General features: G+C 61.8%; 23 protein-coding genes and 2 tRNA genes. 9 read left to right on the forward strand and 16 right to left on the reverse strand.

Features of this window, described 5'->3' with window-relative positions; genetic code table 11:
• Positions 1–102 precede the first annotated feature (102 nt).
• The 4 genes from AC19YY_RS09940 (at position 103) to AC19YY_RS09955 (ending at position 3,189) form a co-directional block, all read left to right on the forward strand.
• Positions 103–189 (forward strand) — tRNA-Leu (locus tag AC19YY_RS09940).
• Positions 190–368: 179 nt separating this feature from the next.
• Positions 369–455 (forward strand) — tRNA-Leu (locus AC19YY_RS09945).
• 143 nt (positions 456–598) lie between these two features.
• Positions 599–1,624 carry an extracellular solute-binding protein gene (locus tag AC19YY_RS09950; RefSeq protein ID WP_169952203.1) on the forward strand — a complete coding sequence of 342 codons (1,026 nt, stop codon included), beginning with the start codon at positions 599–601 and terminating at the stop codon, positions 1,622–1,624.
• Positions 1,624–3,189: an ABC transporter permease gene (locus tag AC19YY_RS09955; protein WP_500604130.1), complete on the forward strand. Its 1,566-nt coding sequence runs from the start codon at positions 1,624–1,626 to the stop codon at positions 3,187–3,189. Before AC19YY_RS09950 ends, AC19YY_RS09955 begins: the two co-directional genes overlap by 1 nt.
• A 90-nt stretch (positions 3,190–3,279) precedes the next feature.
• On the opposite strand, the gene AC19YY_RS09960 is transcribed toward AC19YY_RS09955, so the two are convergent.
• The 12 genes from AC19YY_RS09960 to AC19YY_RS10015 all read right to left on the reverse strand — a co-directional run bounded on the left by AC19YY_RS09960 (position 3,280) and on the right by AC19YY_RS10015 (position 17,631).
• Positions 3,280–5,214, reverse strand: coding sequence for a methyl-accepting chemotaxis protein (locus tag AC19YY_RS09960; protein WP_170042455.1), 1,935 nt, complete (start codon positions 5,212–5,214; stop codon positions 3,280–3,282).
• 139 nt (positions 5,215–5,353) lie between these two features.
• A complete protein-coding gene (locus AC19YY_RS09965; protein WP_169952210.1) occupies positions 5,354–6,643 on the reverse strand; it encodes an adenylosuccinate synthase in 1,290 nt (429 codons plus the stop codon).
• Between the two features lie 54 nt (positions 6,644–6,697).
• A complete protein-coding gene (locus tag AC19YY_RS09970) occupies positions 6,698–7,885 on the reverse strand; it encodes an ATP phosphoribosyltransferase regulatory subunit (RefSeq protein WP_500604131.1) in 1,188 nt (395 codons plus the stop codon).
• 296 nt (positions 7,886–8,181) lie between these two features.
• Positions 8,182–9,048: a protease modulator HflC gene (gene hflC, locus AC19YY_RS09975; protein ID WP_017849753.1), complete on the reverse strand. Its 867-nt coding sequence runs from the start codon at positions 9,046–9,048 to the stop codon at positions 8,182–8,184.
• Positions 9,048–10,226 carry an FtsH protease activity modulator HflK gene (gene hflK, locus AC19YY_RS09980; RefSeq protein WP_115127254.1) on the reverse strand — a complete coding sequence of 393 codons (1,179 nt, stop codon included), beginning with the start codon at positions 10,224–10,226 and terminating at the stop codon, positions 9,048–9,050. Before hflK ends, hflC begins: the two co-directional genes overlap by 1 nt.
• Positions 10,227–10,322: 96 nt before the next feature.
• Positions 10,323–11,624, reverse strand: coding sequence for a ribosome rescue GTPase HflX (gene hflX / locus AC19YY_RS09985; protein ID WP_029299582.1), 1,302 nt, complete (start codon positions 11,622–11,624; stop codon positions 10,323–10,325).
• A 12-nt stretch (positions 11,625–11,636) separates the two neighbouring features.
• Positions 11,637–11,897 (reverse strand): RNA chaperone Hfq, encoded by a 261-nt coding sequence (gene hfq, locus AC19YY_RS09990; protein WP_010221594.1) that lies wholly within the window; start codon positions 11,895–11,897, stop codon positions 11,637–11,639.
• A gap of 95 nt (positions 11,898–11,992) precedes the next feature.
• On the reverse strand, positions 11,993–12,964 hold the full coding sequence (gene miaA / locus AC19YY_RS09995) for a tRNA (adenosine(37)-N6)-dimethylallyltransferase MiaA (RefSeq protein WP_170042453.1): 972 nt from the start codon (positions 12,962–12,964) through the stop codon (positions 11,993–11,995).
• Positions 12,964–14,862: a DNA mismatch repair endonuclease MutL gene (gene mutL / locus AC19YY_RS10000; protein ID WP_170058222.1), complete on the reverse strand. Its 1,899-nt coding sequence runs from the start codon at positions 14,860–14,862 to the stop codon at positions 12,964–12,966. Before mutL ends, miaA begins: the two co-directional genes overlap by 1 nt.
• 14 nt (positions 14,863–14,876) lie before the next feature.
• The gene (locus AC19YY_RS10005; protein WP_169952436.1) at positions 14,877–16,298 is read right to left on the reverse strand and encodes an N-acetylmuramoyl-L-alanine amidase; all 1,422 of its coding nucleotides are present in this window, start codon (positions 16,296–16,298) and stop codon (positions 14,877–14,879) included.
• A 17-nt stretch (positions 16,299–16,315) separates the two neighbouring features.
• Positions 16,316–16,783 carry a tRNA (adenosine(37)-N6)-threonylcarbamoyltransferase complex ATPase subunit type 1 TsaE gene (gene tsaE / locus AC19YY_RS10010; protein WP_169952216.1) on the reverse strand — a complete coding sequence of 156 codons (468 nt, stop codon included), beginning with the start codon at positions 16,781–16,783 and terminating at the stop codon, positions 16,316–16,318.
• Positions 16,771–17,631 carry an NAD(P)H-hydrate dehydratase gene (locus AC19YY_RS10015; RefSeq protein WP_169952218.1) on the reverse strand — a complete coding sequence of 287 codons (861 nt, stop codon included), beginning with the start codon at positions 17,629–17,631 and terminating at the stop codon, positions 16,771–16,773. Before AC19YY_RS10015 ends, tsaE begins: the two co-directional genes overlap by 13 nt.
• Before the next feature lie 63 nt (positions 17,632–17,694).
• Between AC19YY_RS10015 and queG the strand changes: the two genes are divergently transcribed.
• Positions 17,695–18,774 (forward strand): tRNA epoxyqueuosine(34) reductase QueG, encoded by a 1,080-nt coding sequence (gene queG, locus AC19YY_RS10020; protein ID WP_169952220.1) that lies wholly within the window; start codon positions 17,695–17,697, stop codon positions 18,772–18,774.
• Here queG and AC19YY_RS10025 read toward each other — a convergent pair.
• A complete protein-coding gene (locus AC19YY_RS10025) occupies positions 18,756–19,370 on the reverse strand; it encodes a trimeric intracellular cation channel family protein (protein WP_169851492.1) in 615 nt (204 codons plus the stop codon). The genes queG and AC19YY_RS10025 overlap by 19 nt on opposite strands.
• A 175-nt stretch (positions 19,371–19,545) precedes the next feature.
• Entirely contained in the window at positions 19,546–20,088 is a 543-nt protein-coding gene (gene orn, locus AC19YY_RS10030; RefSeq protein WP_169952222.1) for an oligoribonuclease, read from the reverse strand.
• A gap of 106 nt (positions 20,089–20,194) precedes the next feature.
• On the opposite strand from orn, the gene rsgA reads away from it, so the two are divergent.
• Entirely contained in the window at positions 20,195–21,226 is a 1,032-nt protein-coding gene (gene rsgA, locus AC19YY_RS10035) for a small ribosomal subunit biogenesis GTPase RsgA (protein WP_099170122.1), read from the forward strand.
• Between the two features lie 114 nt (positions 21,227–21,340).
• Here rsgA and motB read toward each other — a convergent pair whose 3' ends face one another.
• Together motB and motA are read right to left on the reverse strand one after the other, a co-directional pair.
• Positions 21,341–22,363 (reverse strand): flagellar motor protein MotB, encoded by a 1,023-nt coding sequence (gene motB, locus AC19YY_RS10040; protein ID WP_169952225.1) that lies wholly within the window; start codon positions 22,361–22,363, stop codon positions 21,341–21,343.
• A gap of 3 nt (positions 22,364–22,366) precedes the next feature.
• Positions 22,367–23,218 carry a flagellar motor stator protein MotA gene (motA, locus tag AC19YY_RS10045; RefSeq protein WP_169952227.1) on the reverse strand — a complete coding sequence of 284 codons (852 nt, stop codon included), beginning with the start codon at positions 23,216–23,218 and terminating at the stop codon, positions 22,367–22,369.
• Between the two features lie 166 nt (positions 23,219–23,384).
• Between motA and AC19YY_RS10050 the strand changes: the two genes are divergently transcribed.
• The 3 genes from AC19YY_RS10050 to asd are packed head-to-tail and all read left to right on the forward strand — an operon-like array spanning position 23,385 to position 26,670.
• Positions 23,385–24,920, forward strand: a complete 1,536-nt coding sequence (locus tag AC19YY_RS10050) for an HDOD domain-containing protein (RefSeq protein WP_500604132.1) — start codon at positions 23,385–23,387, stop codon at positions 24,918–24,920.
• Between the two features lie 57 nt (positions 24,921–24,977).
• Positions 24,978–25,793, forward strand: a complete 816-nt coding sequence (locus AC19YY_RS10055; protein WP_169952231.1) for a rhodanese-like domain-containing protein — start codon at positions 24,978–24,980, stop codon at positions 25,791–25,793.
• 16 nt (positions 25,794–25,809) lie between these two features.
• Entirely contained in the window at positions 25,810–26,670 is an 861-nt protein-coding gene (gene asd / locus AC19YY_RS10060) for an archaetidylserine decarboxylase (RefSeq protein ID WP_169952233.1), read from the forward strand.
• The last annotated feature ends 56 nt before the right edge of the window (positions 26,671–26,726 follow it).

Genomic DNA, 26,726 nt, shown 5'->3' on the forward strand with positions numbered 1-26,726 from the left:
CCGCCCGCGAAATTTTCCAGGCTTTTTTGATGACGGGGGTTTACAGCTCAAAAGTCACTCCGTATAGTGCGCGCCATCGACGACGGCAACGTTGAAGATACTGCCCAGATGGTGAAATTGGTAGACACGCCAGCTTCAGGTGCTGGTGACCGCAAGGTCGTGGAAGTTCGAGTCTTCTTCTGGGCACCAATTCAAAACTTGAGGTTTGCGCCTTGAGTCTCACAAAAACCCGCGAAAGCGGGTTTTTGCGTTACAGGCCTTTGATTTTTAACCGAAAAATTGATTTATAAAATCAAATCAGGGGTTTACAGATCAAAAAGCCCGCCGTATAGTTCGCCCCATCAAGAGCGGCAACGTTGTTTGATAATGCCCAGGTGGTGAAATTGGTAGACACGCCAGCTTCAGGTGCTGGTGATCGCAAGGTCGTGGAAGTTCGAGTCTTCTCCTGGGCACCAAATTCAGATCAAACCCGCGAAAGCGGGTTTTTTCGTTTCTGGGGTTTAAAAACTCCCACTGCATTGCTCCCCTGTCCGCACTTGAGAAGTTTTATCGTTTATCCTTGCAATGATTTGTTGCACTCAAGTGAGGAAAACCCCGGATGATGATCCGCGATACCCGTCTCAAGACATCCCTTCTGCGTGGCCTGACCATCACTCTGCTCGGCCTGACCCTGCTCTCTCCCGCCGCCTACGCCGCCGACAAGGTTGAACTGACCCTGTACAACGGCCAGCACAAGGAAGTCGGCGACGAACTCGCCAAGGCCTTCGAAGCCAAGACCGGCATTCATGTGAATGTGCGCAAGGGCAGCAGCAACCAACTGGCCAGCCAGGTCGTCGAAGAGGGTGAGCGCTCCCCCGCCGACGTGATCTACACCGAAGAATCCCCACCGCTCAACAAGCTCGGCGAACAAGGCCTGCTGGCCACTATCGACGCCAGCACCCTGGATGTCTTGCCCAAGGAATACGTAGCTGCCAACGGCGCCTGGATGGGCGTGACCGCACGCACCCGGGTCGTGGCCTTCAACCCCAAGTTGATCAAGGAAGAAGAACTGCCCAAGTCGGTCCTGGATTTTGCCGGCCCCGAGTGGCAAGGCAAGGTTGGTTTCGTCCCCACCAGCGGCGCCTTCCAGGAACAGGCCGTGGCCATCATCAAGCTGCATGGTCGTGAAGCCGCCGAGGAATGGCTGACCGGCCTGCGCGCGTTCGGCAAGGTCTACAGCAACAATATGGTGGCCCTCAAAGCCGTGGAAAACGGCGAAGTCGCGACGGTACTGGTGAACAACTACTACTGGTTTGCCCTGAAAAAAGAAAAGACCAACCTGGATTCGCAACTGCACTATTTCACCGATGGCGATGCCGGCGGCCTGATCACCGTCTCGGCAGCGGCGGCACTCAAATCCAGCAAGCACCCCAAGGAAGCCCAGCAACTGCTGGCTTTCATGGCCAGCGAAGAAGGCCAGCGGGTTATCACCAATACCTCGGCTGAATACCCGTTGCGCAAGGGCATGGAGTCCAATCGCGGCCTCAAGCCTTTCAGCGAGCTGCAACCGCCAAAAGTCACTCCCGCCGACCTGGGCAATGCCGAAGAAGCCCTGGAGCTGGAACGTGAGGTTGGCCTGAACTGATGAACCCATCGCTACCGACCCCCGCCTTGCGCGGGGGTTTTAGTCCACGGCGCAAGCGCCCTTCAATCTGGTTGCTGCTGCCGGTCTTGCTCCTGGTGGGCCTGAGCCTGCTGCCATTGGTGTATGTGGGCCTCAAGGCCTGGCAAGCGGGCTGGACCGAAGCGGTGCATCTGCTGTGGCGCCCGTATGTGTTCGGGTTGCTGCGCAACACGTTGGCACTGATGGTTGGCGTGACCATGGCCTGCGCGGTGATCGGCCTGTCCCTGGCCTGGCTGCTGGAGCGCAGCAACCTGCCGGGCCGGCGGATCTGGGGAGTGATCCTGTGCCTGCCGTTTGCCGTGCCGGCGTTTGTCAGCAGCTTTACCTGGGTGTCGCTGAGCGCCCAGTTCGAAGGCCTGGGCGGTGCGATCCTGGTGATGACCCTGTCCAAGTACCCGTTGGTCTTCCTGCCGGTGGCGGCCACCCTGCGCAACCTGGACCCGTCCCTGGAAGAGTCGGCCCGCACCCTGGGCCTGAATCGCTGGGGCGTATTCTTTCGCATCACCCTGCCGCTGCTGTGGCCATCACTGTTGGCCGGCGCGCTGCTGATTGCCCTGCACATGCTGGTGGAATTCGGCGCCTTGTCGATCATCGGCCTGCAAACCTTCACCACGGCGATCTACCAACAGTTCGAGCTGGAATTTAGCAACGCCAATGCGGCGATGCTGTCTGCGGTACTGCTATTGATGTGCCTGACCCTGCTGTGGCTGGAGTTGCGCGTGCGCGGCAAGGGCCGGCATGTGCGCACCGGACAAGGCGCGGCGCGGCATGCCGAGCAGGTTCGGCTGGGTAAATGGGCACCGCTGGGCCAGCTGTATTGCTTGATGCTGGCGATCATTGGCAGTGGCATTCCGTTAGGGATGCTCGGTTACTGGCTGGCCGTGGGCTCTTCGGCCGCCTTCCCGGTTGCGCAAATCAGCGAGGCGCTGCTGTCGTCCCTGGCCCTTTCCCTCGGCGGCGCCGCACTGTGCCTGGCGCTGGCTGTGCCGGTAGGCCTTTTGGTGGTGCGCTACAAGGGTCAACTGGCGCTATGGGCCGAACGCCTGCCGTACCTGCTGCACGCCCTGCCCGGCCTGGTGATTGCCCTGACCCTGGTGTATTTCGCCCTGCATTACGTGCCGGCGCTGTACCAGACCTCGGCGCTGCTGCTGATCGCCTATGCGCTGTTGTTCCTGCCACTGGCCCAGGCCCCCATCCGCACTGCGCTGAACAAGGCTGCGCCACAGTTGGAAGAGGCGGCACGCACACTGGGCGCATCGTCGTTCAGCGCGTTCTGCCGGGTGACCCTGCCGATTATCTTTCCGGCATTGGGTGCGGCGTTTGCGCTGGTGTTCCTCGACGCGATGAAGGAATTGACCGCAACCTTGCTGCTCAGCCCGACGGGACTGAATACCCTGGCCACGGCAGTATGGGCACACACCTCGAATGTGGAGTTTGCGGCGGCGGCGCCTTATGCGGCGTTGTTGATTCTGGTGTCGGGGTTGCCGGTGTATCTGCTGACGACGCGGATGTATCTGAGCCGCTGAGAGCGCCATCGCGGGCAAGCCCGCTCCCACATTGGAACGCGATTACCTGTGGGAGCGGGCTTGCCCGCGATGGCGCCCGATCAGGCGACGCTAGGCCCGAAACTGCCCCAGGCTGGCCTTCAACTGCGCCGCCAACCCATCCAGCACCTTGCCACTGGCCGTGGTTTCCACCACCGCCTGCGCCGCACGCTCGGCCTGGGCGTGGATCACCTCGACCCGGCCACGCACCGCATGCGCGCCCTGCGCCTGGTGCTCGGCAGCCCGGGTCGCCAGGCCAATCGCCGCGTGCACCTGCTCTACCGAGGCCTGCACCGTTTGCTGCAGGCGCACGCTGTCACGCAGCACCAGCAGACCTTCGCTGGCCTGGCGCCCGGCCTTGCCGATGGTTTCGACTGCCTCGCGCGCGCCTTGCTGCAACGCCACGATGTGCGCCTGGATATCACCAGTGGAGCTTTGGGTTTTACTCGCCAGCGCCCGCACTTCGTCCGCCACCACCGCAAAACCGCGCCCGGTCTCGCCGGCACGCGCCGCTTCGATGGCCGCATTCAGGGCCAGCAGGTTGGTCTGCTCGGCAATCCCGTGGATCACCGTCAGCACCACTTCAATCTGCTCGCTTTGCTGGGCCAGGCGCTCGATCACCTTGGAGCCGGCCTGCACCTGGCCTGCCAGTGCTTCGATCAAACTGCCGACCTCAGCCGAGGTCCGCGAATTTTCATCGGTGGCCTGGCGGATATCCACCACCTGCTGCAACGCGGCCTGCATGGCGTGACTTTCAGCCTGGGCCTCGTCGGCCATTTGCGACAGCGCCCGCAGGCTTTCGGCCACCTCGTCGCGCTGCAAGCCCGCCGCCGCATCAGCACCAGCATTGCGTAGGGTCATCGCGCCGATTTCCACACCAGTACGCTGGGCCACATCGCCCGCCTCGCGCACGATGGGCTGCAACTTATCCACAAACCGATTGACCGCCGAAGCCATGGCGCCGATTTCGTCCTGGCTGTTGATCTGCACACGCTTGGTCAGGTCACCCTCGCCAGCGGCCAAGTCATCCATGGCGGCGATCAGCAGCTTCAGGCGATTGACCACCCGCCGCCCCAGCACCACGGCAATCAGCAACAGCACGCCCAGGCCAACCACCGCCAGGCCCAGGCCAATCCGCCAGCGTAGGGCCTGCGCGGCCTCTTGTACGGCGCTTGAGGTGTTAGCCGTCATTTGCGTGGCCGTGGCCTGCGCCGACTGCAAGCGTGCGCCCATGGCCGCTGCGCTGTCAGCCGCCGCGCCCTTGAGGCTATCGCCCACCAATTGACCGCCACTGGCGATCAGCGCGATGAAACGCTGGTCCAGCGCCGCCAGATCCGCCTCGACCGCAACGGTGGAAACCCCCATGAGCACCTTGCCGATCTCCACGCCATTGGGGCTGATCGATGCCTCAACGTAATACACCGACGGGTCGTTTTTCGCGGCATTCAACACTTTATCCAGCGCGCGGTCGCCTTCGCCTTTCTCCAACAGCGCCTTATTGATCGGGTTTTCCCGGTTCAGATAACGGGTCAGGTGCTGGCCCGTGGCATCGTCGTACACCACAAACAGCACGTTGGGGTTGCGCTGGGCGCGTCGGGCGAACTCGGACAGCGCCGGGACATCACTGTCCCACATGGCACGCGGCGCAACCGAAGCCAGCAACTGCGCCATGTCATTGGCAGAGTCCTTCAGGTCCTTTTCCAGGGTCGCACGCAGTTGCTGCTGCTCTTGCTTGAGACGCGCAGAAAGCCCGGCCGTCAGGCGGTCGCTGGTGCTGGTCGACAGGCTGTCCAGGCTGGATGTCACTTCCTTGCCCGCCTGGGTCAATTCGCCCGACAGTTTCTGGCTGTCCACGCCCAGGCGCTTGCCTAAATCGGCTTCCAGGGCCGTGACTGTGCTCCGGGTCAGGGCGACCGCCACCAGCACTTGCACCAAAAGAGCGATACCAAGGGTAACGAACACCGGCCGCAACAGCCGGCTTTGTAACAATGAGAGAACGGCAGACATCGGGAATCCCTCCACCACGGGTGCCATTAAATTGATAGCACCGCGAAAGAGAGAAACATAGCAAGGGTCGTGCCGTGCGCAAGGCAGAAACGACAAAGGGCCCCCGAAGGGACCCTTTGCTTTTTACATCAACAGCTTATTAAGCGAACGGATGACGCAGAACGATGGTCTCGTTGCGGTCCGGGCCGGTCGAAATAATGTCGATCGGCGCGCCAATCAGCTCTTCAACGCGCTTGATGTACGCACGGGCGTTAGCGGGCAGTTCTTCCAGGGTCTTGGCACCCACGGTCGATTCGGTCCAGCCTGGTACTTCTTCGTACACAGGCTGCAGGCCGACGTAGCTGTCAGCGTCAGTCGGGGCCACATCATTACCTTCTGCGTCTTTGTAGCCGATGCAGATGTTGATGGTTTCCAGGCCGTCGAGCACGTCCAGCTTGGTCAGGCAGATGCCCGAGATGCTGTTCACATCGATAGCGCGACGCAGGATAACGGCGTCAAACCAGCCACAACGACGGGCACGGCCGGTAGTGGCGCCGAACTCGTGGCCTTGCTTGGCCAGGTGCGCACCGACGTCGTCAAACAGCTCAGTCGGGAATGGGCCCGAACCTACGCGTGTGGTGTAGGCCTTGGTGATGCCCAGGATGTAGTCCAGGAACATCGGGCCGACGCCCGAACCCGTCGCAACGCCGCCAGCGGTGGTGTTGGAGCTGGTCACGTACGGGTAGGTACCGTGGTCGATGTCCAGCAACGAACCCTGGGCGCCTTCGAACATGATGTCTTTGCCGGCGCGACGCAGGTCGTGCAGCTCTGCAGTCACGTCCAGCATCAGCGGCTTGAGCAGTTCAGCGTACTCTTTGCACTCAGCCAGGGTCTTGTCGAATTCAATGGCTGGCTCTTTGTAGTAACCAACCAGCATGAAGTTGTGGTAATCCACCAGTTCACGCAGCTTGTCTTCAAAGCGCGGCATGTTGAGCAGGTCGCCCACACGCAGGCCACGACGTGCAACCTTGTCTTCGTAGGCCGGGCCGATGCCGCGACCGGTAGTACCGATCTTCAGCTCGCCACGGGCCTTTTCACGGGCCTGGTCCAGCGCAACGTGGAAGGACAGGATCAGCGGGCAGGACGGGCTGATACGCAGGCGCTCGCGCACCGGTACGCCTTTCTCTTCCAGCTTGGTGATCTCGCGCAGCAGGGCGTCAGGTGCAACCACCACGCCGTTGCCGATCAGGCACTGCACGCCTTCGCGCAGGACGCCCGACGGGATCAGGTGCAAGACGGTTTTTTCGCCATCGATGACCAGGGTGTGGCCAGCGTTGTGACCACCTTGGTAGCGCACTACGGCGGCAGCATGTTCGGTCAGCAGATCAACGATCTTGCCTTTGCCCTCATCACCCCATTGGGTGCCCAGGACTACGACATTCTTACCCATAACACTTGTCCTCATTCGCGCAAACTTGGTGCCGGCATTGGCCGGCAGGAAAACTCAAGAAGCCAGTGGCGATACTTGCCAAAGCCCGTTCTGCTGAATCAATTGCCGGTCGCAGTCCGCTTCACGGGCGGCGGCCAATGGCTGCCCAGGCAAGGCCTGGACGACACGCTGACCCTCACTGCGCAACTGGCAGACCTGCTGCCAGAGTGCCGCGTCCGTACTGTCTGGCATCCAGATACCGCCAGACGGTAGCTCGACTTCAGCACGCCCCAGGGTCACCAGGGTTTTCAAATCGGTAGAAAAGCCAGTCGCCGGACGGGCACGACCGAAGTCGGCGCCGATATCGTCATAACGACCGCCCTGGGCGATGGCTTGGCCAACACCCGGAACAAACACGGCGAACACCACACCGGTGTGGTAGTGGTAGCCGCGCAGCTCACCCAGGTCAAAATACAGCGGCAGTTGCGGGAAGCGCGCCGACAACTGCTCGGCAATCGCCAGCACGTCGTCCAGGGCCGCCAACACCGGGGCCGGTGCGTTGGACAGGCGATCACGGGCAGCGGTCAGCACTTCGCGACCACCACACAGGCCCACCAGCGCACGCAGCATGCCGGCCAGATCCTCAGGCACGCCTTCGGTCAGGGCGATCACTTCGTCGATGGCCTTGCGTTGCAGGGCATCGAACAACTGTTGCTCAACTTCGCCAGACAAACCGGCCGCACGGGCCAGGCCACGGTAGATACCGACATGCCCCAGGTCCATGTGCACATCCGGCACGTCAGCCAGTTGCAGCATCGCCAGCATCAGGCTGATGACTTCGACGTCGCTGCTCGAGCTCGCATCGCCGTACAACTCGGCGCCCAGCTGAATCGGGCTACGGGACGATGACAGGGCGCGCGGTTGCGCGTGCAGCACGCTGCCGGCATAGCACAGGCGGCTCGGCCCTTCACGGCGCAGGGTATGCGCATCGATGCGCGCCACTTGCGGCGTGATGTCGGCGCGAAAGCCCATTTGCCGGCCCGATTGCGGGTCGATGACCTTGAAGGTGCGCAGATCCAGGTCCTGGCCCGCGCCGGTCAGCAGGGATTCCAGGTACTCGATATGGGGAGTCACGACAAACTCGTAACCCCAGCTCTGGAACAGATCCAACACCTGGCGGCGCGCGATTTCAATACGCGCAGCCTCTGGTGGCAGTACTTCTTCGATGCCATCTGGCAGCAGCCAGCGGTCTACCGTTGCCATTACGCCATTCCCCTATGACCCGGCCTGCCCTTGGGCGAGCCTTGAGTGAAGCAGAAAATACCCGGCCCCTGCATAAACCACGCGCAAGAGCGACGTGACGAATGGCCTGTAAACGGCCTCGTCGGGCACTTTCCTCGAAAAACCTGTCACGCCTGCAGCGTAAAACAGCAATCAAACATGCAGACGCAAAAAAGCCGGGAATTTCCCGGCTGCCGCATCATACACCCGTTTTCCGAAAGGATCACCCCGCCAAGCGTTTTAGCCGCCCGACGGAGTGGGTCCAGACAGTCAGCGGGTTACTTGGACTTTTCCAGGTAGCGGAAGAAATCGCTACTTGGGTCCAGCACCATGACGTCGGTTTTGTTCGCAAAGCTTTCACGGTAGGCACGCAGGCTACGGTAGAACGCGTAGAACTCCTGGTCCTGGCCATAAGCCTTGGCGTAGATCGATGCGGCTTGAGCATCACCGTCACCGCGAGCCTCTTCAGACTCACGATAGGCTTCTGCCAACAGTACGCGACGCTGACGGTCGGCATCCGCACGGATACCTTCAGCCAGTTCGTTACCCTTGGCGCGGTGCTCACGAGCCTCACGCTCACGCTCGGTGCTCATCCGCTCGAACACGCTGCGGTTCACTTCCTTGGGCAGGTCAATGGCCTTGACCCGGACATCGACAACTTCGATGCCCAGCTCTTTTTCAGCCATGGTGTTCAACGAACGCGTGATGTCAGCCATCAGCGCATCACGTTCACCGGATACCACCTCGTGCAGGGTGCGCTTACCAAACTGGTCGCGCAGGCCCGATTCCAGACGACGGGACAAACGCTCGTCGGCAATCTGCTTGAGGCCGGAAGTCGCGGTGTAGAAACGCTCGGCATCCTTGACGCGCCACTTGGCGTAGGCGTCAACCATTACGGCTTTCTTTTCCAGGGTCAGGAAACGCTGTGTCGGTGCATCCAGGGTCATCAGGCGGGCGTCGAACTTGCGCACCTGGTTGACGTAGGGGACTTTCACATGCAGGCCCGGCTGGACATCCGCCTGGACCACACGCCCGAATTGCAGCAGCACCGCGCGCTCGGTCTGAGCCACGATGTAGAAGCAGTTCCAGGCAGCGATGACCACGACGACGCCCACAATCAGGGCGGTCAGCGATTTATTGCTCATCAACGACTCTCCCTGGAACGTGTTTGCTGTTGCTGCAGGTCAGCGGCCGCACGGGCGCTCGCTTCGTTGGCAGCGGCAGTCGAACTGGCGGAAGACGAAGTACTGCCGGCACTACGACCACCTTCGATCATCTTGTCCAGCGGCAGGTACAGCAGGTTGTTCTGCCCACCTTTGTTGCCGGTCACGAGAACCTTGCTGGTGTTGGTGAAGACTTCCTGCATGGTGTCCAGGTACAGACGCTCGCGGGTGACTTCCGGTGCCTTGCGGTACTCGGCCACCAGCTTGGTGAAGCGGTCGGCCTCACCCTTGGCGCGGGACACGACTTCGTCGCGGTAACCGTTGGCATCTTCAAGGATGCGCTGGGCCTGACCACGGGCTTCCGGCACGACGCCGTTGGCGTAGGTTTCAGCCTGGTTGCGCGAACGCTGCTCGTCTTCACGGGCACGGATCACGTCATCGAAGGCTTCCTGCACTTCACGCGGTGCAGCTGCGCTCTGTACGTTGACCTGGGTAACGGTGATACCGGTGCGATAAGTATCGAGGAACCGTTGCAGGCGCTCCTTGATCTCGCTGGCCATCAGTTCACGGCCTTCGGTCAGCACCTGGTCCATCGCAGTGGAACCCACTACGTGGCGCAGGGCGCTTTCGGTCGCGTGCTGCAAGCTGATTTCCGGCTGGTCGACGTTAAGCACGAAGTCCTGCAGGTTGCTGATCTTGTACTGCACGGTCAGCGGCACTTCGACGATATTCTCGTCTTCGGTCAGCATCTGGCCCTGCTTGGTGTAGGCACGCTCACGCGTGACGTTCTCCATGTACTTCTTGTCGATCGGCGGGAAGTAGATGTTCAGGCCGGGGCCGACAGTCTCGTAGTACTTGCCAAAGCGCAGCACCACGGCTTGCTCCTGCTCGTCGACTACATAAACCGCGCTGTACAGCCAGACAGCCGCCAGCGCCACGAGGCCGAGGCCAAGCAGGCCGTAGCCGCCGCCCTTGCCTGTGCGACCGCCGTCGTCACCACCACGTTTTTTTCCACCACCGAACAACCCATTCAGGCTTTCCTGCAGCTTTCGGAAGGCCTCGTCGAGATCTGGTGGCCCCTTGCGGTCGCCATTATTGCGGCGTTTACCACCCCAAGGATCCTGATTATTCGAGTTGCCACCCGGCTCATTCCAAGCCATAGCGCTCTCCATCTGATAAAGCAAAGACGCACCCACGGCGCGCCGACCAATGCTACAGAATGCCTGCCACAGCGGCACAACCGCTTTCTCAGGCTTTTATTGCAAAGTGTGTTGTTCGAGGAACTCCGTCGGTACAACGCCCTCACGACTCACCAGTCGATTGAGCTCCGAACGGGGCAAACGAACAGCCAGCAGGCTGACACCTTCTTCGTCGTGTTCTTCTTTCTGTACGGCGCCCAACTCAAAAAATTGAGCACGCAGTCGAGCAAAACGCTGCGGCAAGCGCAAGGTGCCGACGAACAAATCGCCGCCCAGCAACTCTGCGATCGCCTGTTCAAGCAGTTCCAGGCCGCTACCGTCCCGCGCCGAGAGCCAGACCCGCTGGGGCCTGCCGTTTTCGTCGCGCTGGATCTGCGGCTCTACACCCTCGAGCAAATCGAGTTTGTTATAGACCTCGAGGATCGGCAAGTCTTGGGCACCAATCTCACCCAGTACTACCATGACCTGCTCGATCTGCAACATCCGGTCAGGCTCGGCCGCATCGATGACGTGCAGCAGCAGGTCGGAGTTGCTCGACTCTTCGAGCGTAGACCGGAATGCCTCGACCAGCTTGTGCGGCAAGTGGCGGATGAAGCCCACGGTGTCGGCCAGCACAATCGGCCCCAGGTCGTCGAGTTCCAGACGGCGCAAGGTCGGGTCGAGGGTGGCGAACAACTGGTCTGCCGCGTACACGTCCGACTTGGTCACGTTGTTGAACAACGTGGATTTACCGGCGTTGGTGTAGCCCACCAGGGACACGGTAGGGATATCCGCACGGGTACGCCCACGGCGTGATTGCTCGCGCTGGCTGCGTACTTTTTCCAGGCGGCCCTTGATCTGGCGCAGGCGCACCCGCAGCAGACGCCGGTCGGTTTCAAGTTGGGTTTCACCCGGGCCACGCATGCCGATACCACCACCCTGACGCTCAAGGTGAGTCCAGCCACGAACCAGGCGGGTGCTCATGTGGTCAAGCTGGGCCAGTTCGACCTGGAGCTTGCCTTCATGGGTACGGGCGCGCTGGGCGAAAATATCGAGAATCAGACCGGTGCGGTCAATCACGCGACACTCGAAGACACGTTCGAGGTTACGTTCCTGGCTGGGCGTGAGGATGTGATTGAAGATCACCAGATCGGCTTCTTCGGCATGGACCAGGTCGCGTAGTTCCTCGACCTTGCCGCTGCCAATCAGAAATTTGGCGGTTGGCCGATGACGCGGCACGTTAAAAAACGCGACGGTCTCGGCGCCGGCCGAATTTGCCAGCTCCTGAAACTCCTGCGGATCTTCGCGCGCCTCAGGGTCCTGTCCATCCAAGTGAACGAGGATTACTCGCTCACCACCACCGTGGCGCTCAAAGAACAAAGGAGACTCCTATCAGGCGTTACCTGGCTCAGCGTCACCCTGTTCGGATTCGGTTGCGCTAGGCAGACGAATTGGACGAACTGGCACTACTGTCGAGATAGCGTGTTTGTAGACCATCTGGCTTACGGTGTTTTTCAGCAGGATCACGAACTGGTCGAAAGACTCGATCGTACCTTGCAGCTTGATGCCGTTGACCAGATAGATGGAAACCCCAACTTTCTCTTTACGTAAAGTATTCAAGTAAGGGTCTTGTAGCGAATGCCCTTTTGACATGTGCCGCACTCCTTTAAGGATCAATAATAAAAAATCGGAAAAATAGATAGTTTGTAGCCGTCACACCCCCAAGGATAGACGGCAATTGCAAGGACTCAGCTCAATATGGAGACCGTTCCCAAGTATTTCAAGGCGCGTGACAGATTGTCGCAATCCAGACTGTCCAGCCAATGCAAGTCAGTCCAGCTGCGCAGCCAAGTGAACTGGCGCTTTGCCAATTGGCGCGTGGCAATAATGCCGCGCTCCTGCATTTCGGCTGACGTCAGCTTGCCATCCAGATGATCCCAGACTTGGCGGTAGCCTACAGCACGTATCGAAGGCAATCCCGGATGCAGATCACCTCTTGAACGCAGTGCTACGACCTCTTCCACGAACCCCTGTTCCAACATAATTGTGAATCTTTGTGCAATTCGCTCATGCAGCACCTGGCGATTCGCCGGAGCGATGGCCAGATTGGCGACAGTATAGGGCAATTGTCCCGGTCCAGAGGTGCCTGCGTCAGTACTTTGCGCAGATTGTCTGAGGCGATGGGCCGTCATTGTCTGGCCACTCACGCGCCAGACTTCCAGGGCCCGGCTCAGGCGCTGGGGGTCATTGGGGTGAATGCGCGCGGCAGACACCGGGTCAATCGCCGCCAATTGCTCGTGCAGGGCCTGCCAGCCAAGGCGCGCAGCCTCTTCTTCGATCTCGGCGCGCACCTGTGGATCGGCGGGCGGCATGTCTGCCAGGCCTTCCTGTAGAGCCTTGTAATAGAGCATCGTGCCGCCCACCAGCAGCGGGATATTGCCCCGCGCGGTGATCTCAGCCATGGCGGCGAGGGCATCGGTACGAAAATCCGCCGCCGAGTAGCTTTGCGACGGATCGATAATGTCGATCAGACGATGGGGATGGGCAGCCAATAGTTCTTTGGACGGTTTGGCGGTGCCGATATCCATGCCTCGATAAACCAGGGCCGAATCGACGCTGATCAGCTCACAGGGCAGGACCTTGGTCAGCTCGATCGCCAAGTCGGTCTTGCCGGCCGCTGTCGGGCCCATCAGGAAGATGGCGGGAGGTAGGGCGCTCATCAGCGACCGCGCAGGAATAGTTTGTCCAGATCATCCAGGCCCATCTGGGTCCAGGTCGGTCGGCCGTGGTTGCACTGGCCACTGCGCTCGGTGTTTTCCATGTCCCGCAGCAGGCCGTTCATTTCCGGCAGGGCCAGGCGCCGGTTGGCGCGGATCGCGCCGTGGCAGGCCATGGTGCCGAGCAGTTCGTTGATATGTGCCTGGATCCGGTCACTGGTGCCGTACTCCATCAGGTCCGCCAGCACGTCAGCCACCAGCCGGTTAGCCTCAGCCTGCTTGAGCAAGGCGGGAATCTGCCGGATAGCCAGGGTTTCCGGGCCCAGTCGCTGCAATTCAAAGCCCAGTTTCTGGAACACCGCGAGGTGCTCCTCGGCGCAATCGGCTTCGCGCTGGCTGACGGCCAGGGACTCTGGCACCAGCAATGGCTGGCCGCTCAGGCCTTCGCTGGCCATGGCGATCTTCAGGCGCTCGTACATGATCCGCTCGTGGGCTGCGTGCATGTCCACCAGCACCAGGCCGTGGGCGTTTTCCGCGAGGATATAGATGCCCTTGAGCTGAGCCAGGGCATAACCGAGCGGCGGGATATCACCGCCACCTTCCGGCAGGGCCACCGCGCCCGGCTCGGCACCAGGCAGCGGCGCAAAAAATTCGCGATAGGCCGCCTGGGCCTCGGCCACTGGCACCGCCGACTGCGGACGCGGGGTGTATTGATATTGATAGCCCGCCCCCGCGCCGGAACCCGCCGCCGGGTAGCTTGGCTGGGATTGCGGCGCTTGCAGCAGGTTGGCCGCCAGGCTCATTTCGCCCTGGGGCCCGAATTCACCGGCCTCAGGCCCCGTCGGGCGGACGATGGCGGTGACTATCGGCGCCGCCAGTTGATCATCCGGACGCACATCGCCCAAGGCACGGTGCAAGGTGCCATAGAGGAAATCGTGGACCATGCGCCCGTCACGGAAGCGCACCTCATGCTTGGTCGGGTGCACGTTGACGTCGACTACTGCCGGGTCCACTTCAAAAAACAGTACGAAGGTCGGATGCCGGCCATTGAACAGCACGTCGCGATAGGCCTGGCGCACCGCGTGGGCCACCAGTTTGTCGCGCACTGCACGACCATTCACAAAAAAATACTGCAAGTCGGCCTGGCTGCGGGAGAACGTCGGCAGGCCGACCCAACCCCACAAATGCAGGCCATTGCGCTCGATTTCAATCGGCAGCGCCTGCTCCAGGAACCCAGCACCGCAGATCGCCGACACGCGCCGGGCGCGGGCGGCATCGTCGTTGGCCTCGTGCAGGCTAAGGATGGTCTTGCCGTTGTGGCGCAGATGGAAAGCCACGTCGAAACGGGCCAGGGCCAGGCGCTTGATGACTTCTTGCAGGTGATCGAATTCGGTTTTTTCGGCCTTGAGGAATTTGCGCCGTGCCGGAGTATTGAAGAACAGGTCGCGCACTTCCACCGAGGTGCCTACCGGATGGGCCGCCGGCTGGACCCGAGGGGCCATGTCGCGGCCTTCGGTTTCTACCTGCCAGGCCTGTTCGGCGCCACGGGTGCGGGAAGTCAGGGTCAGGCGCGCCACGGAGCTGATCGACGCCAGGGCCTCACCGCGAAAGCCCAGGCTCATCACCCGCTCAAGGTCTTCCAGGTCACGGATCTTGCTGGTGGCATGGCGTGCCAGCGCCAGCGGCAGGTCGTCGGAGGAGATCCCGCTGCCGTCGTCACGCACCCGCAGCAACTTGACTCCGCCCTGCTCCACGTCCACGTCAATGCGCTTGGCGCCGGAGTCGAGGCTGTTTTCCAGCAACTCCTTGATCACCGAGGCCGGACGCTCAACCACCTCGCCGGCGGCGATCTGGTTGGCCAGCCGTGGGCTGAGCAGTTCGATGCGCGAAGCGCTGTTCAATACCGATTCGCTCATTACTGGGCTGCCAATTCAGTGCCGGGGATGGTCAATACCTGGCCGACTTTCAGTTCATCGGTTTTCAGGCTATTGGCGCTGCGCAAGGTGGCAGCCGAGACCTGGAAGCGTACGGCCAGCATGGCCAGGGTGTCGCCGGGCTGCACCCGATGGTCACGCGGGCCCTGGGCAATTTTCCCGGAGTCCCGCAGCCAGGCGATATAAGTGCCCGGTGGCGGGTTCTGCTGGAAGAACTGGCGCACGCCGGCGCTGATGGAGCGCGCCAGCGCCTGCTGGTGGCTGGCGGAGGCGAGCTTGTTGGCTTCGTTGGCGTTGGAGATAAAGCCGGTTTCGACCAGGATCGACGGGATATCCGGCGACTTGAGCACCATGAACCCGGCTTGCTCCACCCGCTGTTTGTGCAGCGGCGTGACCCGGCCCATGTTGCTCAACACCTTCTGCCCGACGTTCAGGCTGGAGGTCAGCGAGGCGGTCATCGACAGGTCCAGCAACACACCTGCGAGCATGCGGTCCTTGTCATCCAGGGACACGTTGCCGGCACCGCCGATCAAGTCGGAACGGTTTTCGCTGTCAGCCAGCCAGCGTGCGGTCTCGGACGTGGCGCCACGATCCGACAGGGCAAACACCGAGGCGCCGAAGGCTGCCTTCGACGGTGCGGCGTCGGCGTGGATCGAAACGAACAGGTCCGCGCCCTTTTTGCGGGCGATTTCAGTACGTCCACGCAATGGGATGAAGTAGTCGCCAGTACGGGTCAATTCGGCGCGATAACCCTTCATCCCGTTGATCTGGCGCTGCAGTTCACGGGCGATGGCCAGAACCACATCTTTTTCGTGCTGGCCACGGGAGCCCGAGGCGCCCGGGTCTTCACCGCCGTGCCCGGCGTCGATCACTACGATAATGTCGCGCTTGCCGGCCGGCGCGGGTGGCAGCGGTGGCAACTTGACCTGGGGCTGCGCAGGATTGACCGGCACCGCCGGGGTGGTGGCAACCGCAGGGGTCGGCGCCGGGGTGGGCGCGGCGTCGGCAGGATTGTCAAAGAGGTCGACCACCAGGCGGTTGCCATACTGGGCGTTCGGCGCGAGGGAAAAACTCTTGGGCGTGACGACTTTCTTCAGGTCGATGACCACCCGCAGGTCGGTCGGCGTGCGCTGGGCCGAGCGCATCGCGGTAATCGGCGTGTTGGCGGTGGAAACCTTCAAGGGCGCAGCCAGGGTTGCACCGTTGATGTCGATCACCAGGCGATCAGGCGCCGTCAGGGTAAAGACGCTGTGCTGGACCGGGCCAGACAGGTCGAACACCAGTCGCGTGTTATCCGGTGCTCGCCACAGGCGCACACTTTTTACCTGTGAAGCGGCCAGAGCATTGACAGTCATTGCCGCAAGCAACACCCCCACGACAGCAACCAACGCGCGAAAGCGCATACCTAACCCACCCATTATTAGAATTCCAAAGCCAAAGCGGCGCACCAAGACTCACTGCGCGCGCTCTGGGACAACAATTTCAACTGACGCCCATGGTTATGCGGGGTAATGGTAATGGTCAGGTCAGGCTTTGGCAAAAAGCCTGTGCCCTTGTCCGGCCACTCGATCAGGCATAAAGCATCGCCATCGAAGTAATCGCGGATGCCCATGTACTCCAATTCCTCAGGATCCACCAGGCGGTACAGGTCGAAATGGAACGCGCGCAGGTCACCGATCTCGTAAGGTTCTACCAGGGTAAACGTCGGACTTTTCACCGCGCCAGCGTGCCCAAGCCCGCGAATGATGCCGCGCGACAGCGTGGTTTTGCCGGCACCCAGGTCACCCTGCAGAAAAATCAGGCCCACGCCCTGGGTGATCTCGGCAATGCGTTTACCAAACGCCACCATGGCCTCTTCATCGGCAATAAACAGGGTTACTTCAGACACGGTGACTGCTCCTCCAGCAACTGACGAATGGCAGGAATCAGGTCGCTGGCTACCAGGCCGCGACCAAAGGTGCCCTGGCGATCGCCCGCCGTGGCGTGCAACCACACCGCCAGGCTGGCGGCCTCGAACGCCGGCATGCCCTGGGCCAGCAGCGCGCCGGTCAGGCCGGCGAGCACATCCCCCAGGCCCGCCGACGCCATGGCCGGATGCCCCTGGTCACAACGCGATACCCGCCCATCCGGGCTGGCGATCAGGCTGCCAGCGCCCTTGAGTACCGTGACGGCATTGAATTTCTGGCTCAGCGCGCGCGCCACCTTAAGTCGGTCGGCCTGAACCTCGGCTGTCGAAATACCCATCAGCCGCGCCGCTTCCCCCGGGTGCGGGGTGATCACACAATCGGCCGGCAAGGTTACATGGCCTGCGGCCAGCAGGTTCAGCGCGTCAGCATCCCAGACCTGGGGTTGCCGGGCATTGGCCGCCACCGACAACAGGCTCTTGCCCCACGCCATGTCGCCCAGGCCAGGGCCGATAACAATCACCGAGACTTTTTCCAGCAGGCCCATCAATTGGTTGGCCGAATGCACGCCCCGCGCCATGATTTCCGGCAAGCGGGTCAAGGCCGCCGGGACGTGTTCGCTGCGGGTCGCCAGGGACACCAGGCCAGCACCGCTGCGCAGCGCGCTTTCGGCACTCAGCAACCCCGCCCCGCCAAAGCCATGGTCGCCGCCAATCACCAGGACATGGCCAAACTGGCCCTTGTGGGCCTCTGGGGAACGCGCAGCCAGTTGCGGCAAATGGCCGGGCAACAGGGGCTGAACGTCAGTTATTTCGTGTTTTGTCTGCGGCATGCGTCTTCAAGCTCCGATGTCTGGCAGAATTATACGCATCTAACCTGCGGTTTCTCTCGTCTCATGCCTGCTATTACCACCGATCTGCCCGCCCTCGCCCAATCGATCAAAGACTGGGGCCGCGAGTTGGGCTTTCAACAAGTCGGCATCAGCGGCCTGGACCTGGCCGAGCATGAACAGCACCTGCAGCGCTGGCTCGACGCGGGCTATCACGGCGAGATGGACTACATGGGCGCCCATGGCAGCAAACGCTCGCACCCTGACGAGCTGGTACCCGGCACCTTGCGCGTGGTGTCCCTGCGCATGGATTACCTGCCCGGCGACACGCAGATGGCGCAACTGCTGGCCCAACCCGAAAAAGCCTACATCTCCCGCTACGCCCTGGGCCGCGACTACCACAAGCTGATCCGCAAGCGCGTGCAGCAACTGGCCGACCGCATCCAGGCACAGATCGGCCCGTTTGGTTTTCGCGCCTTTGTCGACAGCGCCCCAGTGCTGGAAAAAGCCATCGCCGAACAGGCAGGTTTAGGCTGGATCGGCAAAAACACCCTGGTCCTCAACCGCAAGGCCGGTAGCTACTTCTTCCTCAGTGAGCTGTTTGTCGACCTGCCGCTGCCCATCGATCCGCCCCACAGCACCGAACACTGCGGCCGCTGCACCGCCTGCCTCGATATCTGCCCGACCAATGCCTTCGTCGGCCCCTATGTGCTGGACGCCCGGCGCTGCATTTCGTACCTGACCATCGAACTCAAGAGCGCGATCCCCGAAGAGCTGCGGCCGTTGATTGGCAACCGGGTTTTCGGCTGCGATGACTGTCAGATCGTTTGCCCATGGAATCGTTTCGCCCGCCCCTCAGGAGAAAGCGATTTCAAGCCGCGCCACAATCTGGATAACGCCGAACTGGCTGAGTTATTTATGTGGGATGAGGATAAATTCCTCAGCAGCACCGAAGGCTCGCCGCTGCGCCGCGCCGGCTATGAGCGCTGGCTGCGCAACCTGGCCGTGGGCCTGGGCAATGCGCCCTCGAGCATTCCGGTGCTGGAAGCCTTGAAGGCACGCCTGGACTACCCCAGCGAACTGGTCCGCGAACATGTGGAATGGGCGCTGAACCAGCACGCGCTCCGTCAATGTTCGTCGTTGTAGACGAACTTGGGCATTTCCCAATGAAAGCGGATCGCCAGCAGACGCAATAGAAAACCGCTGAACAAGGTCAGCAGGATCGCCTGCTCGCTGGGCAATTCGAGGTAGATGCACAGCATGTAGCACCAGGCGGCGAGGAACGACACGCTGGCGTACAGCTCGCGGCGGAAGATCAATGGGATATCGTTACAGAAGATATCCCGCAGGATCCCGCCGAAGACCCCGGTGATCACCCCGCTGACCGAGGCCACCAGCATGCCGTGGCCCATTTCCAGGGCCGTCATGCAGCCGATCAGGGTGAACGCCACCAGGCCCACGGCGTCCAGCGCCAAAAACAGTGAACGCAAATGACGCATCAATGGGGCGATAAAGATCGTCACCAATGCCGCTACCGAGGTCAGCACCAGGTATTCCGGGTGTTTGACCCAGGTGAGCGGGTAGTGGCCAAGCAACACATCGCGTACCGAACCGCCGCCAAGGGCTGTGACGCACGCAATCAGCACCACGCCGAACCAATCCATGCCACGACGGCCGGCCGACAAGGCACCAGTCATGGCTTCGGCGGTGATGGCGATGAGGTAGAGCATCAGCAGCATGATGGCGATCCTTGCAAAGAGGCGCGCAGTCTAATCATTTGGCAGGGGCACCAAAAGGGGGCGACCAGAAAACCCACGCGAACATCCGTGTAGGAGCCCGGCTTGCCGGCGATGGGGCCCTTGAGGACGCCATCGCCGGCAAGCCAGACTCCTACAGAGGGCACAGCCCTGCTGCAAGTCAGGCCTTGATGAAATGCTTGCGGTAGTGCTGCAACTCGGCAATCGACTCGCGGATATCATCCAGGGCCAGGTGGGTGCTGCCCTTGTGGAAGCTGTCCTTGACCTCTGGCGCCCAGCGCGCGGCCAGTTCTTTCAAGGTCGACACATCTAGGTTGCGATAGTGGAAGTAGCTTTCCAGCCCCTTCATGTGGGTATAAAGGAAGCGACGGTCCTGGCAGATGCTGTTGCCACAGATCGGCGACTTGCCCTTGGGCACCCACTTTTCCAGGAACGCAATCGTCTCGGCCTCAGCCTCAGCCATGCTCACGCGGCTGTCGCGCACGCGCTGGGTCAGGCCCGAGTTGCCGTGGGTGCGGGTGTTCCACTCGTCCATGGTGGCCAGCACCGCGTCGCTGTGGTGGATGGCGATCACCGGACCTTCGGCCAAGGTGTTGAGGTTGCTGTCGGTGACAATGGTCGCCATCTCGATGATGACGTCGGTGTCAGGGTTCAGACCGGTCATTTCCAGATCGATCCAAATCAGGTTCTGTGGGTTTTGCATGTCGTGGTTCCTTGGCACCTTGGCGTAGCTGCGCAGTTTAGCAGGCGGGGCGTGCTAGACTCGCGACCGTTTTATCCAACCTTTGCATTATCGACACGGAACACCAATGGCCAAACGCCAGCTCAACCGCCGCCAAAACTGGCGCATCGAAAAGATCCAGGGTGAACGCGCTGCCCGCGCCGCCAAACGTGAATCCTCTGCCGTAGAAGCGCTGGAGGGTGGCGACCTCGGCCCCGAGCAAACGGGCCTGGTAATCGCGCACTTTGGGGTGCAGGTCGAAGTCGAGGCCCTGGAAGGCGAACTGGCCGGCGCAGTGTTCCGCTGCCACCTGCGCGCCAACCTGCCGGCGCTGGTCACTGGCGACAAAGTGGTATGGCGTGCCGGCAACCAGGGTATCGGGGTGATCGTCGCGCAACTGCCGCGCACCACCGAACTGCGTCGCCCCGACAGCCGTGGCCAACTCAAGCCGGTGGCGGCCAACGTCGACATGATTGTCATCGTCTTCGCCCCGCTGCCCGAGCCCCACGCCAACCTGATCGACCGCTACCTGGTGGCGGCCGAACACGCCGGCATCCGCCCGCTGTTGCTGCTGAACAAATTCGACCTGATCGACGAACAGAACGCCCCGGCGCTCAATGCATTGCTCGCGGTGTATCGGCAGTTGGGCTACCCGGTGCTGGAAGTCTCGGCGCACCATGGCAACGGCATGGAACAGCTGCAACAGCAGTTGGACGGGCGCATCAGCGTGTTCGTCGGCCAGTCGGGCGTGGGCAAGTCGTCTTTGGTCAACAGCTTGCTGCCGGAAGTCGAGACCCGCGTCGGCCCGCTGTCGGAACTGTCCGGCCAGGGCACGCACACCACCACCACCGCGCGCCTGTTCCACTTCCCGGGCGGTGGCGAGTTGATCGACTCCCCCGGCATCCGTGAGTTCGGCCTGGGCCACGTCAGCCGTGCTGATGTCGAAGCGGGTTTCATCGAGTTCAACGACCTGATCGGCACTTGTCGCTTTCGCGACTGCAAGCACGACCGCGAGCCAGGCTGCGCCTTGCTCAAGGCCCTGGAAGACGGGCGCGTGCAGCAACAACGGATGAACAGCTATCGCTCGATCATCGCCAGCTTGCCCGAAAGCAGCTATTAAGTCGTAGGTACGCGCTTGTGTGGGACCGGGCTTCCCCGCGATGCAGACAACTCGGTGCAACTGATGCACCGAGGTGATGCTATCGCGAGCAAGCCCACTCCCACCTAAGCCGCATCAGCTACCGGCCGGGGCTTCTCCGGGAGCCTTCACCCCACCCTCGTCAAACAAATTCAGCTTCTGGCGCAGCTCATGGGCCGGCAACGGCTGCTGCTCGGGTGGCAGGGCGTTCGGGTCCACCGGGACTTCACCCGGAGCGCCCTCGCCCTGGGTCGGCACTGGCGGTGGAGTGCCCTGCTCGCCTTCGATGGCGCGCTGGGCTTTTTTGGTCAGCACCACGATGTCGATGCGCCGGTTGATCGGGTTGAATGGGTCCTGGGTATCAAACAACTGCGATGAAGCAAAGCCCACCACGCGCGCCACCTGGGTATCTGGGTAACTGCCAGCCACCAGGGCGCGGCGGGCGGCGTTGGCGCGGTTGGCGGACAGTTCCCAGTTACCGAAATCGCCCAGGCCCGAATACGGCTTGGCATCGGTATGGCCGCTGACGCTGATCTTGTTCGGCACCGCCTTGATGGTGTCGGCCATGGCCAGCAGGATGTCTTCGAAGTAGGGCTTGAGGCGCGCACTGCCAGAGTCGAACATCGGTCGATTGGCGTCATCCATGATCTGGATACGCAGGCCGTCCGGGGTGATCTCGAAGTGGATCTGATCCTTGAATTTTTGCAGTTGCGGGTTCTCGTCGACCTTGTTCTGCAGCTCTTGCAGCAACAACTCCAGGCGTTCCTGCTCGACCTGTTCGGCCATGCTCTCGACGGTCTGGCGTTCGATCGGGATGTTTTTCTGGGGCGCTTCGGTCTGGACTTCTGGGTTGATGGTGCGCTCGGGAGCCAATTCTGGCGAACCACCCAGGTCGATCACAAACGGCGTGCCACTCTCGGAGAAGCCGATGGGATCCTTGAAATAACCGGCGATGGCGATCTTCTGTTCCGGCGTCGCAGTGGACATCAGCCACAGCACCAGGAAGAACGCCATCATCGCCGTCGCAAAGTCGGCGAAGGCGATTTTCCAGGCGCCGCCGTGGTGCCCGGCAGCGAAGCGCTTGACGCGCTTGATGATGATTGGCTGGTTGTTTTCCATGGCTTAGCGACCGCGAACTGCTTGTTCCAGCTCGGCAAAGCTCGGGCGGTGCTTCGGATACAGCACCTTGCGCCCGAATTCCACGGCCAGGGACGGCGGCATACCGGAAGCCGAAGCCACCAGCGACGCCTTGATCGCTTCGTAGATATTCAGCTCTTCCTTGGCATCGTGGGCCAGGGAGGTGGCCAGCGGGCCAAAGAAACCATAGGCCGCGAGAATACCGAAGAAGGTCCCCACCAGCGCCGCGCCTACGTGCATACCGATGGCCGCCTGGTCGCCCTCGCCCAGGGACGCCATGGTCACCACGATACCCAGTACCGCCGCGACAATACCGAAACCGGGCATGCCGTCGGCGATGCCGGTCACGGCATGGGACGGGTGCTCCAGCTCTTCTTTCAAACTGAACAGCTCCATGTCGAACAGGCCTTCCAGCTCGTGCGGGGCCATGTTGCCGGAGGACATGATGCGCAGGTAGTCGCAGATGTAGGCGGTCATGCGCTCGTCCTTGAGCACGGCCGGGTACTTGGCGAAGATCGGGCTCGCTGCAGCGTCCTCGATATCCGCCTCAATGGCCATCATGCCTTCGCGGCGGCTCTTGTTGAGGATCTCGTAGACCAGGCCCAGCACTTCCAGATAGAACGTGTGGGAAAAGCGCGAGCTGAACATGCCCAGCGACTTTTTGACCACGTGCATGGTCATGTAGCCTGGGTTAGCCTGCAGGAAAGCGCCAAACGCCGCACCGCCGATGATCAGCACTTCGAAGGGCTGGATCAGCGCAGCAATTTTACCGTGGGACAGAACGTATCCGCCGAGCACGCTTGCGATGACGACGATGATGCCGATAATTTTAGCCATAGGGGATGAGTACTTGCGCCGTCGGGTTCATGGACATATTCGGAAGATCTAAAAACTCTTCTTCTACTTATCGGCAAAACTGCGCCAGACTATAGCCCGTTAAGGCGAAAAGCCAGTTCGGCCCACTCCGGGCGTGTTGACCGCAAGTGATGATCGCGCCCCAATCATGGCAAACGAAACGACAGTCCCAACTGCAAAACCCAACTCCCTGGCTGGCTGGATCAAGCGTCTGGACGAGGTGTGCCTGCCCGTCCCGCAAGCGAGCCACGTTGCGGTGTGCAAGGCCATCGGCGACAGCCGCCGTTCGTTGCGAGATATTGCGGAGCTGATGCAAGACAGCCCGGCGTTGGTCCTGAGCGTCATGCGCGAAGCCAACAACCAGGCCCACGGCAGCCTGGCAGAGCCTGCAGAAAACCTTGAAGTGGCGATCAACCGCCTCGGCCTCAAGCGCACCGAAGAACTTCTCGTGCGCCTGCCGTCGGTGCCGCTCAATGAAATCCCCGTGGCCCTGCGTCAACTGCAACTGATCAGCCAGCACGCCTCGCAACAAGCCAATGGCCTGTTCGCCAGCCGCCTGGCGCGCCTGTGGCAGGACATTCATTGGGGCAGCCTGCTGTTTCTCTCGCCGCTGTGGCCGATGGCCGTGGCCTACCCAAAGCTTTTGGAAGAATGGGAACTGCGGGTGATCCACAAGGGCCAATCGGCACGCAAGGTCGAGCAGGAACTGTTCGGCGTGCGCCTGCTGGAACTGTGCCTGGGGCTGACCGAGGCCTGGCGCTTGCCGATCTGGGTGTCCCAGGGCTACCAACTGCTGCTCAAGGAACAACGCTTGCTGGTCAAGGCCCTGCACATCGCCCGCGATGAAGCGCCCTTGAGCCAGCAGCAAAAACTCGATGACGACCCAGCGCTGCGGCGCTGGCTGAACCAGCCGGCCAACACCGTGCTGCTGGCCAATGGCATGGCGCTGGCAGCGCAGGAGTCCTGGACCTGCCCGCACACCCAGCGCTGGCAGTACCTCACCGCACTGTACCTGCAACAACCGCTGGCCGATGTGCAGCAACAGGTGCACCAGCAGGCAGCCATCAGCGCCCGCCATACCTTGACCGCCGGTCTCTGGCACCCAGCGTTGGCACTGATCTGGCCGTGGCATGTGCAGCGGGTGCATCGCGGCCTGCTGCCAGCACCGCCGCCCACCGCCGAATCCCTGGCGGTCTGGCGCAAGCGCTGCAGCGAACTGTTGGTGGAGCCCAGCCGCTTCGCCAACGCCATGCACCTGACCACCTGTGCCAAGGAGGCCCTGGTGGCCAGTGGCATGCAGCGCGTCATGTTGCTGATGGCCGACAAGGCCTTGACCACGCTGCGCGTGCATCAGGTCGATGGCCTGCCCAAGGACGCCGCCAACCTGAGCCTTGAAACCGCACAAAGCACGCTGCTGCAACGCCTGCTGGAGAAGTCTGCGCAGGTGCGCCTTAACCCGGACAATCACGCGCAATTCGCGGCACTGCTGCCGGCCTCATTGCGTCGCCTGTTTGTCGGCGAGCACCTGCTGTTGCGCTCCCTGAGCTGTAACGGCCGGGTGGTGATGCTGATGGTGGCCGACCAGGGTGGCGGGCCGTTCTCCGAAACCACCGTACAGGCCTTCGGTAAAACCGCCCAATGCATCGAGAAAGCCCTGCACTGCTTTACCAACCGCACCACCTGATGCTTGCGTTACAATCGCCCTCTTTTATCGCCCAACCTAGTGCCCGGGAGACCTCACATGCCTGACTTTTCTGGCTTGCCGCTGGTGATCGAGCCCAGCGACCTGCTTGGCCGCCTCGCCGCCGAGCCGTTGATTCTGGTGGACCTCACCAGCGCCGCCCGTTATGCCCAGGGGCATATCCCCGGCGCGCACTTTGTTGATCCCAAACGCACCCAACTGGGCCAGCCTCCGGCACCGGGGCTGCTGCCGGCCAAGGCCGACCTGGAGAAGCTGTTCGGCGAACTGGGCCACACTCCGGACGCCACCTACGTGGTGTACGACGACGAAGGCGGCGGCTGGGCCGGGCGCTTTATCTGGCTGCTCGACGTGATCGGCCACAAAAAGTATCACTACCTCGATGGCGGCCTGCTGGCGTGGCTGGATGAGCAGCACCCGGTGTCCACCGAGGCAACCGCCGCCGTGGGTGGGCCGGTCAGCCTGACCCTGCACGACGAGCCCACCGCCACCCGCGAATACCTGCAAAGCCGCCTCGGCGCTGCCGACCTGGGCATCTGGGATGCACGCGGGCCGCTGGAATACTCGGGAGAGAAAGTCCTCGCCGCCAAGGGCGGACATATTCCCGGCGCGGTCAACTTCGAATGGACGGCGGGCATGGACAAGGCGCGCAACCTGCGAATCCGCCGCGACATGCCGCAGATCCTCGAAGGCCTGGGCCTGAGCAAAGACAAAGAAATCATTACCCACTGCCAGACTCACCACCGTTCTGGCTTCACCTACCTGGTGGCCAAGGCGCTCGGTTATCCGCGAGTCAAAGGTTATGCCGGTTCCTGGGGCGAATGGGGCAACCACCCCGACACCCCCGTCGAGATTTAAGGTTTAAGGACAGTTCATGAAAAAGCGTTTGTTTATCCTCAGCCAGTACCTGCTGCCCCACCACCTGCTATCGCGCCTGGCCGGCTGCATCGCCGAATGCCGTGTGCGCTGGTTCAAGAATGCCTTCACCACCTGGTTCGCCAAGCGCTACCAGGTGGATATGTCCCAGGCGCTGGTGGAAGACGTGACCGCCTACGAGCACTTCAACGCCTTCTTCACCCGTGCCCTGAAGGACGGCGCGCGCCCACTGGACCCAACCCCGGGCGCGGTGTTGAGCCCGGCAGATGGCGCCGTCAGCCAGCTCGGCCCGATCGAGCACGGTCGTGTGTTCCAGGCCAAGGGCCACAGTTTCAGCGTGCTGGAGTTGCTCGGTGGCGACGCCGCCGTTGCCGCACCGTTCATGGGCGGCGACTTTGCCACCATCTACCTGTCGCCGAAGGACTACCACCGCGTGCACATGCCACTGGCCGGCACCCTGCGGGAAATGGTCTACGTGCCTGGGCGGATTTTCTCGGTCAACCAGACCACCGCCGAAAACGTGCCGGAACTGTTTGCGCGTAACGAGCGTGTTGTCTGCCTGTTCGATACCGAACGCGGCCCGATGGCCGTGGTATTGGTGGGCGCGATGATTGTGGCGTCGATTGAAACCGTATGGGCCGGGCTGGTGACGCCGCCCAAGCGCGAGCTGAAAACCGTGCGCTACGACGAAGCCGCCCGTGCACCGATCCACCTGGAAAAAGGTGCGGAACTGGGGCGCTTCAAGCTGGGTTCGACCGCTATCGTGCTGTTTGGGCCGGATCAGGTGCAGTGGGCTGAAGAACTGGTGGCGGGAACGCCGGTGCAGATGGGCCAGGGTATCGCGCTACCAAAAGCCTGATGCAGCCTTCATTGTAGGAGCCGGCTTGCCGGCGATGACGGTGGTGAATCCAACAC

The sequence above is a fragment of the Pseudomonas sp. MF09156 genome (assembly GCF_059862305.1).